A 15067-nucleotide genomic window follows, 5' to 3' on the forward strand; every position below is an offset into this window, starting at 1 on the left:
GCCCGGGTGTGTCAGTGGAGGTCGCCGTTGCGGCCCGGGGGGAGGGAGAGCATCTGGCGGTGCCGACCGCCGGTGGACGGGGCGGTGGCGAGCCCGGTGGCGGTACCCATCACCGGGGACGGGGCGGGCGGCGCGGGCGGGGCGGGCGCGGGTACGGACATCGCGTGCGGGACCGGGCCGAGGTAGCCGGCCGCGACCCAGCCCTGGCCGTTGGTGAACTGGGCCGCGCCGCTCGCCGGCTGGGCCGGGGGAGGGATGGAAGCGGGGACCGCGGCGGTGTGGCCGGAGCCGTCGTTGGCGGGCGCGGGGACAGGCGCGGGGCCGGCGGGCTCGGGGTGACTGCCGGGGTGGTTGCTGGCGTGGCTGCCGGGATGGGCGGCGTGGGGGTGGCTGTGGTGGCCGCCGTGGGGGCTGTGCTGGTGGCTGCCGGCGTGATGACCGTTGTGGTGCCCGGAGGCCGCGCCGGTGCCGTGCGCCTGGGACGACATGAACTGGGGGAGGCCCGGCGCCTGACCCGCGAGGGTGTGGAAGGCCTGGTGCTGCGGCGGGTACGGGCGCTGCTCACCGAACAAGGGGTAGCCGTCGCGGACCGCGAAGCCGGTGAACGCCAGGTCCTCCTCGCCCGTACGGTCGCCGGGCAGGGCGCGGAAGAGGCGCCGGTACTCGGAGTACAGCTCGTCGTAGATCGGCGTGGTGGAGTGCGGGTGCTCGGCGTCGTACGACGGGCGCATGCCCGGGATCGAGCGGGGGGCGGTGGTGGAGCGGCCGGGGGAGGCGGAGACGCCGTAGCTGTACACGTAGGGGCCAACGAGCGAGAGGGGGCGGGGGATGCGGGGCGCTCATGCGGGGAGCTCATGCGTGATGCTCATGGGCGCGGCCCGGCGACGTCATGAGTGGCGCTCATGGGACATGGTCATGAGAGGAGCTCATGGCCGGTGTCATGAGAGGGACTCATGAGGGTGGTCATGAGAGGAGCTCATGGGGCGGGGCCGCATGAGTGGGCCTCATGGGCGGCGCTGGTCATGAGCCCGGCTCATGGGGGGCGTATGAACGGAGCTCATGTCGGGTGCCCGCGAGGTGCGGGCCCGCGCCGGAGGCGGCCCGAGTGGCGAGGGGAGGCCGCCGTCCGGCGCGTAAGGGGCGGGCAGGCGGATCAGGTGCCGGCCAGCGGGAGGGAGGCGGCGACCACCTGGCCCAGCGCCACCGCCCGCTCGAGCGCCTGGCGCAGCAGGTCCTCGCGGGGCTGGCGGCCGACCATGCCGGCCGGGACGGCGTACATGGTCACCTCGGAGAGCTGGCTCGCCGCCATCCGCCAGGCGTCGGTGACCTGGAGCGGCTGGTGCGCCTGCCACCAGCCGGTGCTGCCACCGGCCGCGGCGGGCTGCAGGATCGCGTGCAGCTTGCCCATCGCGACCAGGACCGACCAGCCGGGCAGCTGCTCCGGGGTCTCGTCCAGGTCGGTGACGGGCTGGAAGCCGGCGTCCTGGAGGAGGTCGAGGAACTCGTCCTCGCCCGAGGTGCTGCCCGGACGGCCGACCGGGCCGGTGGGCTCGACCACCAGCGAGGCGTGACCGACCTTGCCGTGCAGGACCAGTCCGCAGGTGATGCCGAGGATGGCGGCCTGGCCGGGGGCGGCCGGCTGGGGCACGGAGTCGGCCGCACCGGCCGGTACGGGGGCGGCCGGCGAGGAGACGGGGACGGCGAGGTCCGGGGCGCGGGTCTGGGCCTGGCTGATGCTGCGGACGGCGCCGGCCAGCTGCTCCTCGGAGACCGGGACCACCTGCGAGGGGATGCAGCGGGCGTGGGCGAAGGCGAGCACGGCGGTCTCGTCGCCGACGAACAGCACGGTGCTGGTGGGCTCCACGTGCGTGTCGCCGGGGGTGCGGCAGGAGGTGCACTCGTAGCTGTCGGGGGCGCGGTCGCCGCCCAGTAGGCGGTCGGCCTCGTCGTCGCCGATCTCGGACCGGACCTCGTCGCTGACGTCGAGCATGCGCGGCACAGGGTCTCCTCGGATGGGTGCGGATGGGGCTTCGGGGGCGGACACGGGGAGCTCGACATGACCAACGGGCCCTTGTGTCAGGCGTCACGGGTGCCCGTCGAGGCTGACGGGAATTGCCCCGGATCCGACCGCACCGCGTGTTCTCGTGGTCGCAATCTGTCGATGTCGGTGACGGGACTGCCGGAATGAAACGGTGAGGTGAGTCACGCGGCGACGATGTTTGATCTAGGAATCAACGGCTAAAGCGGACATTTCGGGCAAGATTGTGTGGGTCTTACCGCCGGTAACCCTTGGCTGAGCTGGGCAGACCGTTCGAGTTTTGAAATCCCCGCCGACCGGCTCGTAGCTTCTTGGTCGGCGCAACGAGCGCCACCCGGGTTCACCCCCGACGCACAGCCCCCCCGGTCCGCCGGGCGTGGCAGGTGCCCGCCGACGCGATCGCTCGAACAGATCGTCGGCGAGCGGCTGGGTGGCCGGGGCGGCAGCGGCACGTCCGACACGTGCACGGCCGCCCCACGGACGCGGCAAGCGAACGCGGCCCCTGACGGGGTCTGGTTCCGCATGCCCGCCCGGGGCTGTCGAGAGGAACCTCATGACTTTCCGTAACGAGACCGCCGCTGCCACCACCTCCACCGCCACCAAGCGCAACCGCGTCCGGATGGCTGTCGTGGCGGGCGCCGCTGTCGCGGCCCTGCCGGTGGCCGGCCTCGTCACGGCCACCTCGGCCTCCGCTGCCTCCGTCGCCACCTGGGACGCTGTCGCCCAGTGCGAGAGCGGTGGCAACTGGGCCATCAACACCGGCAACGGCTTCTACGGCGGTCTGCAGTTCACCTCCAGCACCTGGGCCGCCTACGGTGGCACCGCCTACGCCGCGCAGGCCAACCTGGCCACCAAGGCGCAGCAGATCGCCGTCGCCGAGAAGGTCCTCGCCTCTCAGGGCCCGGGCGCCTGGCCCGTCTGCTCCGTCAAGGCCGGCCTGACCAAGGGCGGCGCCCCGGCCGCCGTCGACACCTCGGCGGGCTCGACCGCCGCGAAGCCGGCTGCCCCGGCCGCCAAGCCCGCCACCCCGGCCGCCAAGCCGGCGCAGGCCCCGAAGGCCGCCGCGCCCAACGCCGACGCCGCGCCGAAGGCCGCCGCCCCCAAGGCCGACAAGGGTGCCAACACCTGGACCGGCTCGAACGACGCCAAGCCGGCCAAGGGCAACTACACCGTCAAGTCCGGTGACACCCTGAGCTCCATCGCCGCCGCGCGGGGCCTGGACTGGCACGACGTGTACAAGAACAACGCCAAGGTCATCGGTGGCAACCCGGACCTGATCTTCCCGGGTCAGACCCTGAGCATCTGAGGCCTCGGGGCCCTGAGCCCCGAGCCTCCGAGCCCCCGAGGCTCCGTGAGCGGCCGACACCTGCTGCTCCGGCCTCACCGGCTCCGGCTTCCACGGCCGCTCCTCCCTCGCGCGGGTACTCCGCCGAGTGGAGGAGCGGCCGTCGGCGTTCCCTGGCGGGTGGAGTGGGACGCCCCTAGGGTCGGCTGCCATGCCGCATGCGTGTGAGGAAGGTCGGGGCGTCGGCCGGGTCGTGCTGCGGGCCGGTGCCGCCGTGGTGCTGGTGCTGGCCGTCGCCACGGGCGGGGTGCGGGCCGGCGCGGCCGTCCGCGTCGCGGACCTGGTCTGGGACGAGCTCGCCGACTGCGAGAGCGGCGGCGACTGGCAGGCGGACACCGGCAACGGCTACTACGGCGGGTTGCAGATCCGGCCGTCGACCTGGGAGGAGTCCGGCGGCCTGCGCTTCGCCGACCGGCCGGACCGCGCGGGCCGACGGGAGCAGACGACCGTCGGCGAGGAGATCATCCGGCGGCAGGGGTGGGAGGCCTGGCCTTCCTGCGCGCGGGAGTTGGGGCTGATCGGGGGCGGCACCGCAGGTGGAGGGACTGGGCCCGGGTAGGTGCCGGGTACGTTCCGGATGGTTCCCGGACGGGGGCGGTGCGGGAGGATGGTGAGGTGATCCAGGGCGAGCTGTTCGGTGATCTGCCCGGGGCCGCCGGGGCTTCCGGTGAGGCCGCGCGGGGGCCCGTCGAGCCCGCACCCGGCGCCGTCCTGCTCCCCGGCTGGCTGGACCTCGACGCCCAGCTGCGCCTGATCGCCGCCTGCCGGGAGTGGGCCCGCCCGCCGGCCGGCCTGCATGCGGTGCGGATGCCCACCGGCGGGATGATGTCCGTACGGATGGTGAGCCTCGGGTGGCACTGGTACCCGTACGGGTACCGGCGGGTCGCCGAAGACGGCGCTCCCGTCAAACCGTTCCCACCCGAGCTGGGCCGTCTCGCCCGCCGGGCCGTCGCCGACGCGTACGGGGACGCGCTGCCGGAGATCGCGGGCGCCGCGTCGTACGAACCGGACATCGCGATCGTCAACCACTACCCGCACGGCGCCAAGATGGGCCTCCACCAGGACCGCGACGAGCGGACGGACGCGCCCGTGGTCTCGCTCTCGCTCGGCGACCGCTGCGTCTTCCGGCTCGGGAACACCGAGACCAGGACCCGGCCGTGGACCGACCTGGAGCTGTGCAGCGGAGACCTGCTGGTGTTCGGCGGCCCGGCCCGCTTCGCGTACCACGGGGTGGTGCGCACGTTGCCCGGGACGGCGGAGCCGGAGCTCGGGCTGGTGGGGCGGCTCAACATCACGGTGCGGGAGTCGGGGCTGGGGGCGTAGCCGGGGGTACGTGCACGCCGACCCGCTCACCCGCTACTCGGTCGGCTGGCCACTCGGTTACTCGGTCACTCGGTTACTCGGTCACTCGGTTACTCGTTCGAGTGAACCGGAGGCTCGGAGCCGGTGAGCGGGAATGACCCGGGTCGCCAGAGAATTCGAGTGAGCTGGAGAATTCGATCGGAGTCCGCATCCGGAGGGATCGGAACTCGGAGAGGAAGCGTGCGCCCATGGGTACCCCCGTCGACGACCTTGTCGATCTGCTCGACCTCGAGCAGATCGAACTGAACATCTTCCGCGGCCGCAGCCCCGAGGAGGCGCTGCAGCGGACGTTCGGCGGCCAGGTCGCCGGGCAGGCGCTGGTCGCGGCGGGCCGCACGGTGGACGACCAGCGCCCCGTCCACTCGCTGCACGCCTACTTCCTGCGTCCCGGTGTGCCCGGGGTGCCGATCGTCTACCAGGTCGACCGGATCCGGGACGGCCGCTCCTTCACCACCCGCCGGGTGCTCGCGATCCAGGGCGGCCGGTCGATCTTCGCGCTCACCGCCGACTTCCACAGACCCGAGGAAGGCGGCATCGAGCACCAGCACCCGATGCCGCAGGTGGCCGCCCCCGAGGACTTGCCCAGCGCCCTGGAGGAGGTCGGCTCCCGGCTCGGCGAACTGCCCCCGTTCATCAGCCGCCGCCAGCCCTTCGACATCCGCTACGTCGACCGGCTGCGCTGGAACAAGGAGGACCTGGCCGGTGTCGAGGCGCGCAGCGGCGTCTGGCTGCGCACCAACGGCCCGCTGCCGGACGACCCGCTGATCCACGTCTGTGCCCTCACCTACGCCAGCGACATGACGCTGCTGGACGCCGTCCGGGCCCCCGTCGAGCCGCTGTGGGGCGAGCGGCACTTCGACATGGCCTCGCTGGACCACGCGATGTGGTTCCACCAGCCGTTCCGCACGGACGACTGGCTGCTGTACCAGCAGGAGTCCCCGATCGCGCACGGCGCGCGCGGCCTGGCACGCGGGCAGATCTTCGACCGCCACGGGCAGCTGGTGGTGTCGGTGGTGCAGGAGGGGCTCTTCCGGCCGCTGGCGCGTCGGGAGGGGTAGGCGCCATGCGATCCGCGGTGTGTTGCACGGTGTGTTCCGCGGTGGGTTCCGTGTTGTGCGGTGTGTCGGTGCGTTGCCGTCGTGTTGCGGTTTCGGCGGCTTCGGACCGGTGGGAATGATCCGCCCCGACGGGCGGCGTTGTGGATGACCGAGACGGGCGGCCCGAACAGCGGGCCGTCCGCGGACCGACCGGGAGGGTGGACCGATGACGGCGACGGCCGCGGAGGACTGGAAGCACTGGAGCGACGGGCGGGCCGCGTCCGTGAGCGCGCCGCACGGCCAGCTCGCGCTCACCGGCACGCACTGGCTGGAGCCCGAGCCCGCCGGGATCACCGGCCTGCCCGGGCAGTGGTGGGCCGACAGCGAAGGCGTCCGGCTCCGGGCGGCGGCGGGCGACGGGATCACGGTCGTCGGCACGGACGGCCCGGTGGACGGTGAGGTGCTGCTCCGTCCGGACACTGACCCGGCCGCCGACACCGCCACCCTGGGCGATCTGCTGCTCGTCCCGATCGAGCGCGAGGGCGAGCTGGCCCTGCGGGTCTTCGACCCGGCCTCGCCGCGCCGGGCCGCCTTCGCGGGCATCTCCGCCCACCCGTACGCGCCCGAGTGGGCCGTGCCCGCGGTCTTCACCCCGTTCGAGGACGACGAGGCCCGGTCGGTCGTGGTCCCGAACGCCGACGGCAAGGAGCGCCCGCTCGCCGTCACCGGGCAGATCGCCTTCACCGTGGCCGGCGAGCACCGCACGCTGACCGTCAGCCGCTCGGGCAACCGCCTCAGCGGGGTGATCGCCGACGCTAGCAGCGGCATCGACACCTACCGCTTCCGCTTCATCACCCTTCCGGCGCCGGATGCCGACGGCCGTACGGTCCTCGACCTCAACCGGGCCTACCTGCCGCCGTGCGCCTTCTCGGACCACTTCATCTGCCCGTTCCCGCCGCCGGGCAACCGACTGGACTTCGCCGTGGAGGCGGGGGAGAAGCAGGTGCTGACCCGGTAGGGCGGCAGCGGTCGGGGCAGGGCTGGGTCGAGGGCGCGCCCCCGATACGGGGACGCCCCCCGATACGGGGACGCCCCCCGATACGGGGACGCCCCCCGGTGCGGGGACGGCCAGGGGCGGGGCGGAGCATGGGAACCATGTCGAACGATCAACATTCCACCTCCGCCGCGCCGGCGGACGCGGCGACCGCCGACGTGCCCGCCGACGCTGCCGCGGAGGCCGTCGGCCCGCTACCGGACGACCCGGTGGCCACCGACGCGCCGTGGTACCGGCGGGCCTTCGCCGACCTCAGCCCGCTGCGCGACCACGCCGACTACCGCCGGGTCTGGCTCGGCCAGGCCGTCTCCTCCGTCGGCCAGCAGATGACGGCCGTCGCCGTATCCGTCCAGGTCTACGACCTGACCGGCTCCGCCTTCGCGACCGGCCTGGTCGGCATCTTCTCCCTCATACCGCTGGTCGCCTTCGGCCTCTACGGCGGCGCGATCGCCGACACCGTCGACCGGCGCCGGCTCGGCCTGATCGGCTCGGCGGGCCTGGCAGCCGTCTCCGCCGTCCTGGCCGCGCAGGCCCTGGCCGGACTCGGCGCGGTCGCCGTCCTGTACGTCGCCGTCGCCGTCCAAGCCGGGTTCTTCGCCCTCAGCTCGCCCGCCCGCTCCGCGATGATCCCCCGCCTGGTGCCCACCCACCAGCTCCCCGCCGCGAACGCCCTGAACACCGTCAGCATGAACCTCGGCCTCACCGTCGGCCCCATGCTCGGCGGCGTCCTCATCGGCGCGTACGGAGCCCAGGCCGCCTACCTGCTCGACACCGTCGCCTTCACCGGCACCCTCTACGCGATGTGGCGCCTGCCCGCCATGCGCCCGCTCGGCGACCGCAAGGGCCGCGCCTCCGTCCTCGACGGCCTCCGCTTCCTGCGCGAGCAGCCCAACCTGCGCACCAGCTTCCTCGCCGACCTGGCCGCGATGGTCTTCGGCATGCCGCGCGCCCTCTTCCCCGCCATCGCGGTCACCTTCTACGGCGGCGACGCCGGCACCGTCGGCCTGCTGGTCTCCGCCCCGGCCGTGGGCGCCCTGGTCGGCGCGCTCTTCTCCGGCTGGGTCGGCCGCGTGCACCGCCAGGGCGTCGCCGTCCTCGCCGCCGTCGCCGCCTGGGGCCTCGCCATCGCCGCCTTCGGCGCCCTCCACAACCTCTGGCTCGGCCTCCTGCTCCTCGCGGTCGCGGGCTGCGCGGACACCGTCAGCATGATCTTCCGCAACACGATGATGCAGGTCGCCGCCCCCGACGAGATGCGCGGCCGTCTCCAGGGGATCTTCATCGTCGTCGTGGCCGGCGGCCCCCGCCTCGGCGACTTCGAGTCCGGCACCGTCGCCGCCCTCACCAACCCCGCCACCTCCGTGGTCAGCGGCGGCCTCGCCTGCGTCGCCGCCGTCCTCCTCCTCGCTGCCCGCCGCCCCGCCTTCCTCACCTACGACGCCCGCCACCCGACCCCCTGACCCACCCCCGCCCCGAACCTGGCAGCGAGCACCCCTAGACGTGCTGTATTGTTTTCCACGTCGCCGGGACAACCGGAGACAAGGTCGAGAAGCCCACGGCAGAGCCCCCCAGGCTCCCGCTGCAGGCGCCGAGACCACGGGACGTGGCGCAGCTTGGTAGCGCACTTGACTGGGGGTCAAGGGGTCGCAGGTTCAAATCCTGTCGTCCCGACGTAAAGTCGCAGGTCAGAGGCGGTTTGCTCGCATAGAGCAGGCCGCCTCTGGCGGTTTTCGGACGCGACAAACAGTGATATTTGCCGTTTCAGCGACGTTGAGATCCAAGGCGATTCATTGCTGCTGGCCGGGGAATCGAAGGATCGAGTTGCAGGTTTCGATCGATTCGTCGATTTGGGTGCCTGTAGCGCACTTGACCGGGCGAAACATGGGGTCAAGTGGGTAACCTCCCTGCGGGTGCGCCAGATTGACGGATTGTCGGCAAGATCGTCAGGTGGCGTAGAGGCTGCCGATCGCGGCTCCTCTTGGGTGATTTCGGATACTTTCCGTCACCAGCGGCGTGGGAGCTGCCCGGTGACGTGGAGTTGCTCGATGAGGTGCCGGGTGAGCGCCTCGCCGGCTTTGATGAGCGAGCGGATGTCCGGGTGCAGGTAACGCTGCGTGGTCGTGACTTCTTTGTGGCCTGCGATCAGCTGGAGGACGTGGAGCGGGATGCCGGCGTCCGCCATCCATGTGAGCCCTGTGTGGCGCAGGTCGTGGCGTCGGAGGTGTTCGTAGCCGAGGTCGTGGGTGACGTCGTCCCAGTGGGTGGCGTCACGCAGGACGGCGGTGCTGATGCGGCCGCCGCGTGGGCCGGTGTAGAGGCGTGCGTCGGGGTCGCCGCGGGTGGCCCGGAGCCGCCGGGTGATCAGTGGCCGCAGTGGTTCGATGATGGGGATGAGGCGGGCGGTGCCGCCTTTGGTGTGTTTGTCGACGAGGCCGCCGGGTGCTGGGGTGGTCTGGCGGCGGCAGGTCAGGATCCAGTTGGAGGTGTCGATGTCGCAGGCGCGGACGCCGGAGACCTCGCCGATGCGGGTGGCGGTGCAGGCGCCGTGGATGACGACGTCGCCCCAGCCGCGGTAGTGGTTGTAGGAGGCGTCGACGAGGGCGTCGGCGAGCTCGGTCAGGGCGTCCCAGTCGCGTATCGCGAGGGCGCGGGGATCGAGCAGTTCGTCCTCGGCCTTCTTGAATTCGCGTTGCCAGCCGGTGACACGGGCGGGCGCCCGGTCGAGGATGCCGTCGACGACGGCCTGTTCGAGGATCCGGGTAAGCATGGCGAGGGTGTTCTTGATGGTGGAGCGGTTGCAGCCGTCGGCGATCCAGCTGAGCACCGCCGTGGTCATCGCGCCGGTGGTGATCAGGCGGAGGGGGAGGTGTCCGAGATCGGGCTTGATCCGCAGACGCCATCCGGCGAGGTACGGGACGTGGGTGGTGGTCTCGAGGCCGCCGAGGATGATCGCGAGCCGGCGTTCGACGTACTCCGTCAGTGGCATGGACGCCACCGAAGGAAGCAGAGGGCTGCCGGTGGCGTCGGCCAGAATGGTCAGCCACTGGGTGATCAGTGTCGGGTCGAGTCCGTTGCGGACGGCTTCGGCAAGGAACTTGGCCCAGGCGTGGGTCTGGGCCGGGGCGGCCGGACTGGACGGCCGGCGGGCGTCGGTGAGCGGGGCGAAGTGTGCGGTGGCGTGCCGGGGCCGACTAGCGGCAGGCGACGCCACTGCGGGGCCGACGATCGGCTGGATGCGGTCGGTGCCGAGTGCTTCGGGTGGAGATTCTGATGTGGTCATAGGTCATGATCGCGCCTGAATCATTGACCGTTTGATGCCTTCATGGTGTCATTGCTTCATGCTATACGGGACGCCGGCGCTGCAGGAAATCGATCAAGCCGTTCTGGGTGAGATCTCGGAGATGCGGGAACGACTGCGCCTGCACCTGCGAACGCCGCGGCGGTGGGAGGGGCAGTTGCGGCGCAACCTGACCGCGCGGGCGATCGCCGGATCGAATACCATTGAGGGCTACGCGGCGAGCGTGTCGGATGTCGAGGACATCATGGTCGGCGAGGCGCCGATCGAGGCGAGCGACACTGTCGCCGCCGAGATCGAGGGCTACCGGCAGGCGATGACGTACATCCAGCGCCTCGCCGAGGCTGCTGACGACTTCGCATACAGCAAGGGGCTGCTGAACGCGCTGCACTTCATGATGCAGGGACACCATCTGCTGAAGCGCCCCGGCTGGTGGCGCACCGGCCCGGTGTACGTCACCTCGGCCGAAGACCCCAGCATCGCCGCCTACGCCGCTCCCGACAGCGAGCATGTTCCGGCGCTGACCGATGAGCTCGTGGAGTGGCTGAACGAGGGCGACCTGGACGCGCCGGCGCTGGTACGGGCGTCAATGGCGCACCTGAACCTGGTGGCGATCCACCCGTGGTCGGACGGCAACGGGCGGATGTCCCGCGCCCTGCACACCCTGGTCCTGGCCCGGGAAGGGATCATGGCGCCCGAGTTCTCCAGCATCGAGGAATGGCTCGGCCGGGCCCGCAACACCTACCGCTACTACGACGTCCTCGCCGAGGTCGGCGGACCCGTATGGACCCCCGACCGGGACACCCTCCCGTGGGTCCGGTTCTGCCTGCGCGCCCACCACCAGCAGGCCCAAACGGTCGAGCGGCAGGTGAACACCACCCGCGAGGTCTGGACCGCCCTCGACGAGGCGATCGAGCAGCGCGGCTGGCCCGATCGCATGCTCTATGCCCTCTACCCCGCGGCCATGGGCAACCGCCTGCGCCGCGCCACCTACCAGGCCGACGCCGAACTCAGCGAGCAGCAGGCCCAACGCGACATCCGCGAGCTCGTCCGCGCTGGCTGGCTTGCAGCCCAGGGCGAGGCACAGGGCCGCTATTACACTGCTGGCCCGGACCTTCCCGAAGCCATCGTTCGAGGCGTACGGGAACCGCGGCCCCTTCGCGATCCTTATTCCTCCTGAGGTGCAAGGCCGATCAGGAGGAATCCTGTGCCGGGTTCAGGCGGTGCAGGTGATCGATCCGGTCGATTCCGAGCGCCTGTTGACCGGATGTCGCACCTTCTCTGCTCATCTTGAACATTTGTCTGCCCTCCTCTGCGGAGCGCTCGGCATAAGATATGTCCGGTCCCTGCTTCCGGCTGACTGCAGAGCGGTTTGCCAGACGCAATGGCGGTGGGTGAAGCGACGGGCCCAGGAGCCTTCTACCATTCGCGGCGGTTGTCGAGTTCCAAGTCCTCCCGAAGTGCTCTCTCGATCTCGGCATCGGCCCGGTCTTGGAGCGCGGAGTAGAAGCGGTCTTCCGGTGAGCCGGTGGTCAGCGTTGCGCGGATTCGAGCTGCCTGTTCGCGGACCTCGACGTCCTGGGGGAACGGCTCGCCGGGTGAGGTTGACTTCACACCGGACATGACGACGTTCATTAGGTGGCCGCCAACCCGGTGGTACAGCTCGTTCGAGTGCTGGGCGGCCGTCTGCAGTACGTCGGCCACGAAGTCAGGCTCCTCCCAGAGGAGGTCGCGGTGAGCTCGGCCCAGGAGCGGGGCTGTCGCCTGAATTCGTGCGGCGTCGCCCGACCTGAAGACCTTCAGGAGGACGTCGAGCACTTCGCGGGTGTACGTGCCGCCCGCCACGATCCTGAACAACTCGGTGCCGAACAGCTCTCGACGCCAGGGGTGTTCCCGTTCCCGTTCGAACCAGTGGACCAGTCTTTCCAGCAGGTCTGTGCGACGTGAGCTGTTCTTGAATGGGAGGGGAGCGCCCCAAGAGAAGGGGAGAGGGGTGTAAGCAGGTGCGGGATCAGACTCCCACGATTCCAACCGCTCGATGAGCATGTCGAGTGCTTCGTCCTCGTGTGCTTCGGACAGGGCTGCGATGGCCGACTGGACCCGGTAGTCGTCCAGCGTTGGCGCTCCGGTCAGCTCGATGACGCAGCCCGCTCGTTGGTCCGGCGTCAGGTCGGACCATGAGAGGGCGTCGGGGCCGATGAACGCCCATGCGAACTCCCTCACCCCGGAGGGCAACGCCGAGAAGGGGACGGAGCAGAGGAGCGCGATTCCCTCCGATCGCGTCGAGGGGTTCCGGACCATCCGGACCGCCAGGCGGAGGACTGCGACGCGAACGGAGACGTCATGGTGTCCGGCCAGTCGGCGGGCCGCCATGCCCTCCGACGTGTGCAGTGCGTCGCCTGCTGCCAGCCGGGTCAGGCTCGTCTGGAGGACGGATCGGAGCACGGCGGCGCGGCTGGTGCCCCCCAGTTCCGTCAAGAGTTGCTCGGCTAGCGATGGATCGCTCTCCCAGAGGGCCTTCAGCGCCGGTGCCACGACGAGGTCGACGGTGGTGTCGCCGCGTTCCAGTGCTCCGCGGATGATTGCCGCGGAGAGCCCGGGCCGTCCTGCCGCGAAGCAGCCGATCAGGGGCGGACAGTCCGATGGATACTCAGCGAACACCTGCATCCCCGCCTCCAGGAGGTCGCACAGCACGCTCCAGACGGTTCTGTCGTCCCATAGGGAAGTGGCTTCCTCGGCAGCCTCGGCGATACGGAGCTGCCAGGCGTGCTCCGAAGCGCCGAAGTCGTATTCGTCCCCGACCAGTTGCCACTCGTGGCAGTCGCTGTGCATCAGCACGGCGATCCGGTGCGGCAACGAGTCCGGCAGGGAGTCCGAGACCCGACGCGCTGCGGCCGAGGCCGATGCGGAGCCGTACACCAGATGCCACAGCACCGATCGGTGTACGGCGAGCGACACCAGCGGGCCTGGTTCGATCTCCCGGGTCCGTAGGGCCAACGCCTCCAGAGCCGGCACCACCAGCGCCCCGAACGGCCCGCGTTGGTCCCGGAAGGCTTCCGCGAGGCTCCGCGCTGCTATGCCGGCCCGCACCGGGTCCGAGGAGCCATAGGCGTCGAGAAGTACCTGGTAGGCGCGGGCGCGTACGGAGGCCACACGATCGGCTGCCAGGGGTAGACGCGAGATGACGAGCGTCCACCCCTCGGTCTCATGGCGCTCTGCGACAGTTTCGAAGATCCGGTCCAGCAGGGCGAAGGGCATACGGGAGGAGGCGTGGACCGGCCCGGCTTGCGCCCAGCGGCCAACGGCATCGACGACGGCCTCCTGATAGAACAGCGGTTTGTCGGGGGTGTACGAGGCGAGGTCGCTGAGGAGGCGTAGCGCTGAATGCGGAGCCGAGTGGATCGGCCGCACGTCGTGCTGTCCGACCTCCCACAGCAAGTCGAGCGACTCCCCGAGGTGGTCCGGGTCGTGCGCGGCGGCCGCCAGCGCTGGAGGGATGTCGTCCAGCAGCCGTACGAGGCCCGAGCGGCCCGCCTCGACCGTTGTGCGTAGGAGATCGAGGACACGCCTCGGCTGGAACGGGGCTACCTTGCGTACGACGGTCAGCAGCTGCCGGCGTGCCTCGGTGCTCCCGGTCGCGTACTCCTGCTTGAGGATGCGCCAGAGAGGTTCGACAGGGGACGGACCATTGGGCCGTAGATCCCTCCACTGCCAGTCCACCCGCCCGGTGTTGACCAGGAGGTTGGTCAGCGGCTCGCCGTCGGTGTTGGCGAGGATGTCTTCGAGAAAGCCGTTGGACCGCCCGCTCCGGGGATCAAGTGCGGCCTCGGCCAGAAGGACATCGCCCAGCAGGTCGGGCAGGATCCGGTGAGAGGTACCACGACGCGCCAGGAGCCCGATGTCCACCAGGCGGGCCAGCCGGGTCCGAACGAGGGCCGCCGAGACGCCGAGCAGGTGTGCCATGGTGCTCAGGAAGCGGGGTAGGTCGATGCGTACGGGTTGCAGAGCTGCGACGAGGTGCAGCAGGGACCGGTCCTCGTCATGGGTGGCCGAGCTTCCCAGAACTTCTGTGATGAATGCCTCGGTCACCTGCCGGCGCAGTTCGCCGTCTCGCTCCAATTGCTCGGGATCGAGTCGGCCCCGCCCGATCTGTACGGCGCTGAAGACCAAGAGGAACGGCGAGTCACCCACAGCCGTGGCGAGCCAGCGGGCCAGGTGCCGAGTCTCACTGCTCAGCGCCTGTGCCGCGAGGCCGGTGGCCTCCCGGGTCGAGAGCTCGCCGAGTTCCCAGGTCGGAATCACGGAGTCGTCCATCCGGAGCTGCCTGAACGCTGTTCTGAGGGCGGCTGTGCCGGAGGGCCTGGTAGAAATGATGATCCTGGCTCGGGGCCGCTGACGGCAAAGGTCGCGGATGACATCCGGTAGGTCGTCGGGGCGCTGGTGCGCGTCCTCGATGATGATGAGGAGGCTGGAGTCGTCGGGCAATCGTGCTGAGACCTGATGGCCCACGGCCGGATACGCCGGCAGAATCCGTACGACGCCGCCGGTGCGGAGGACGAAGTCCGCAGCCAGAGCGTTCAGGACACGGCTCTTCCCTGCGCCGGCCGCCCCCAGCAGGACGCCCACACGCCCAGTGGCCCCGTCGGTGCTCGTGCTGAAGGAGACCAGTTCCTCGACAAGCTTCTTACGGCCGACCAGGTTCCAGCGGTGGGAGAAATAGGCGGCGGCGTGCGGATCGTCGAACGCCTCCTGTGCCGTGAGCCACGGATCGTGCGAGAGGGCATCAGGGTGGACGTTGTAGATGCTCTGGTTGCCGTTCTGAACGGCGTAGACCGTGCCGCCGTCGTCGGCCGTATTCTGTTGGACAGGGGCACGCTCGTCGTCTCCGGAGCCGGTTTCCAGTTCACTTGCTCTACTGTTGCCGTCCATCCCTCTTCTC

11 protein-coding genes and 1 tRNA gene are annotated in these 15067 nt (G+C 70.7%); 8 read left to right on the plus strand and 4 right to left on the minus strand.

Translation table 11 applies throughout. The features are described from left to right. Positions 1 to 11: 11 nt before the first annotated feature. Together ACZ3TI_RS32050 and ACZ3TI_RS32055 are read right to left on the minus strand one after the other, a co-directional pair. Complete coding sequence (locus tag ACZ3TI_RS32050) at positions 12 to 797, minus strand: hypothetical protein (RefSeq protein WP_465732422.1); 786 nt, start codon at positions 795 to 797, stop codon at positions 12 to 14. Positions 798 to 1153: 356 nt separating this feature from the next. Then, positions 1154 to 1999 (minus strand): hypothetical protein, encoded by an 846-nt coding sequence (locus ACZ3TI_RS32055; protein ID WP_465732424.1) that lies wholly within the window; start codon positions 1997 to 1999, stop codon positions 1154 to 1156. 592 nt (positions 2000 to 2591) lie between these two features. On the opposite strand from ACZ3TI_RS32055, the gene ACZ3TI_RS32060 reads away from it, so the two are divergent. The 7 genes from ACZ3TI_RS32060 (at position 2592) to ACZ3TI_RS32090 (ending at position 8504) form a co-directional block, all read left to right on the plus strand. Further along, positions 2592 to 3344 carry a transglycosylase family protein gene (locus tag ACZ3TI_RS32060; RefSeq protein WP_465732426.1) on the plus strand — a complete coding sequence of 251 codons (753 nt, stop codon included), beginning with the start codon at positions 2592 to 2594 and terminating at the stop codon, positions 3342 to 3344. A gap of 190 nt (positions 3345 to 3534) precedes the next feature. Then, positions 3535 to 3942 (plus strand): transglycosylase family protein, encoded by a 408-nt coding sequence (locus ACZ3TI_RS32065; RefSeq protein ID WP_465732428.1) that lies wholly within the window; start codon positions 3535 to 3537, stop codon positions 3940 to 3942. Positions 3943 to 4001: 59 nt separating this feature from the next. After that, positions 4002 to 4706 carry an alpha-ketoglutarate-dependent dioxygenase AlkB family protein gene (locus ACZ3TI_RS32070; RefSeq protein ID WP_465732533.1) on the plus strand — a complete coding sequence of 235 codons (705 nt, stop codon included), beginning with the start codon at positions 4002 to 4004 and terminating at the stop codon, positions 4704 to 4706. 227 nt (positions 4707 to 4933) lie between these two features. Beyond that, the gene (locus tag ACZ3TI_RS32075; protein ID WP_465732430.1) at positions 4934 to 5803 is read left to right on the plus strand and encodes an acyl-CoA thioesterase; all 870 of its coding nucleotides are present in this window, start codon (positions 4934 to 4936) and stop codon (positions 5801 to 5803) included. A gap of 205 nt (positions 5804 to 6008) precedes the next feature. Then, entirely contained in the window at positions 6009 to 6800 is a 792-nt protein-coding gene (locus ACZ3TI_RS32080) for a DUF1684 domain-containing protein (protein ID WP_465732432.1), read from the plus strand. A gap of 137 nt (positions 6801 to 6937) precedes the next feature. Next, positions 6938 to 8293: an MFS transporter gene (locus ACZ3TI_RS32085; protein ID WP_465732434.1), complete on the plus strand. Its 1356-nt coding sequence runs from the start codon at positions 6938 to 6940 to the stop codon at positions 8291 to 8293. Positions 8294 to 8430: 137 nt separating this feature from the next. After that, a tRNA-Pro gene (locus tag ACZ3TI_RS32090) sits at positions 8431 to 8504 on the plus strand. A 331-nt stretch (positions 8505 to 8835) separates the two neighbouring features. Here the strand turns inward: ACZ3TI_RS32090 and ACZ3TI_RS32095 are convergent. Then, on the minus strand, positions 8836 to 10113 hold the full coding sequence (locus tag ACZ3TI_RS32095) for a tyrosine-type recombinase/integrase (protein WP_465732436.1): 1278 nt from the start codon (positions 10111 to 10113) through the stop codon (positions 8836 to 8838). A gap of 58 nt (positions 10114 to 10171) precedes the next feature. On the opposite strand from ACZ3TI_RS32095, the gene ACZ3TI_RS32100 reads away from it, so the two are divergent. Then, entirely contained in the window at positions 10172 to 11308 is a 1137-nt protein-coding gene (locus ACZ3TI_RS32100) for a Fic family protein (RefSeq protein ID WP_465732438.1), read from the plus strand. A gap of 239 nt (positions 11309 to 11547) precedes the next feature. Here the strand turns inward: ACZ3TI_RS32100 and ACZ3TI_RS32105 are convergent, their stop codons facing one another. Next, positions 11548 to 15057 (minus strand): ATP-binding protein, encoded by a 3510-nt coding sequence (locus ACZ3TI_RS32105; protein ID WP_465732440.1) that lies wholly within the window; start codon positions 15055 to 15057, stop codon positions 11548 to 11550. Positions 15058 to 15067 lie beyond the last annotated feature (10 nt).

Source organism: Kitasatospora sp. NPDC023120 (genome assembly GCF_055560835.1).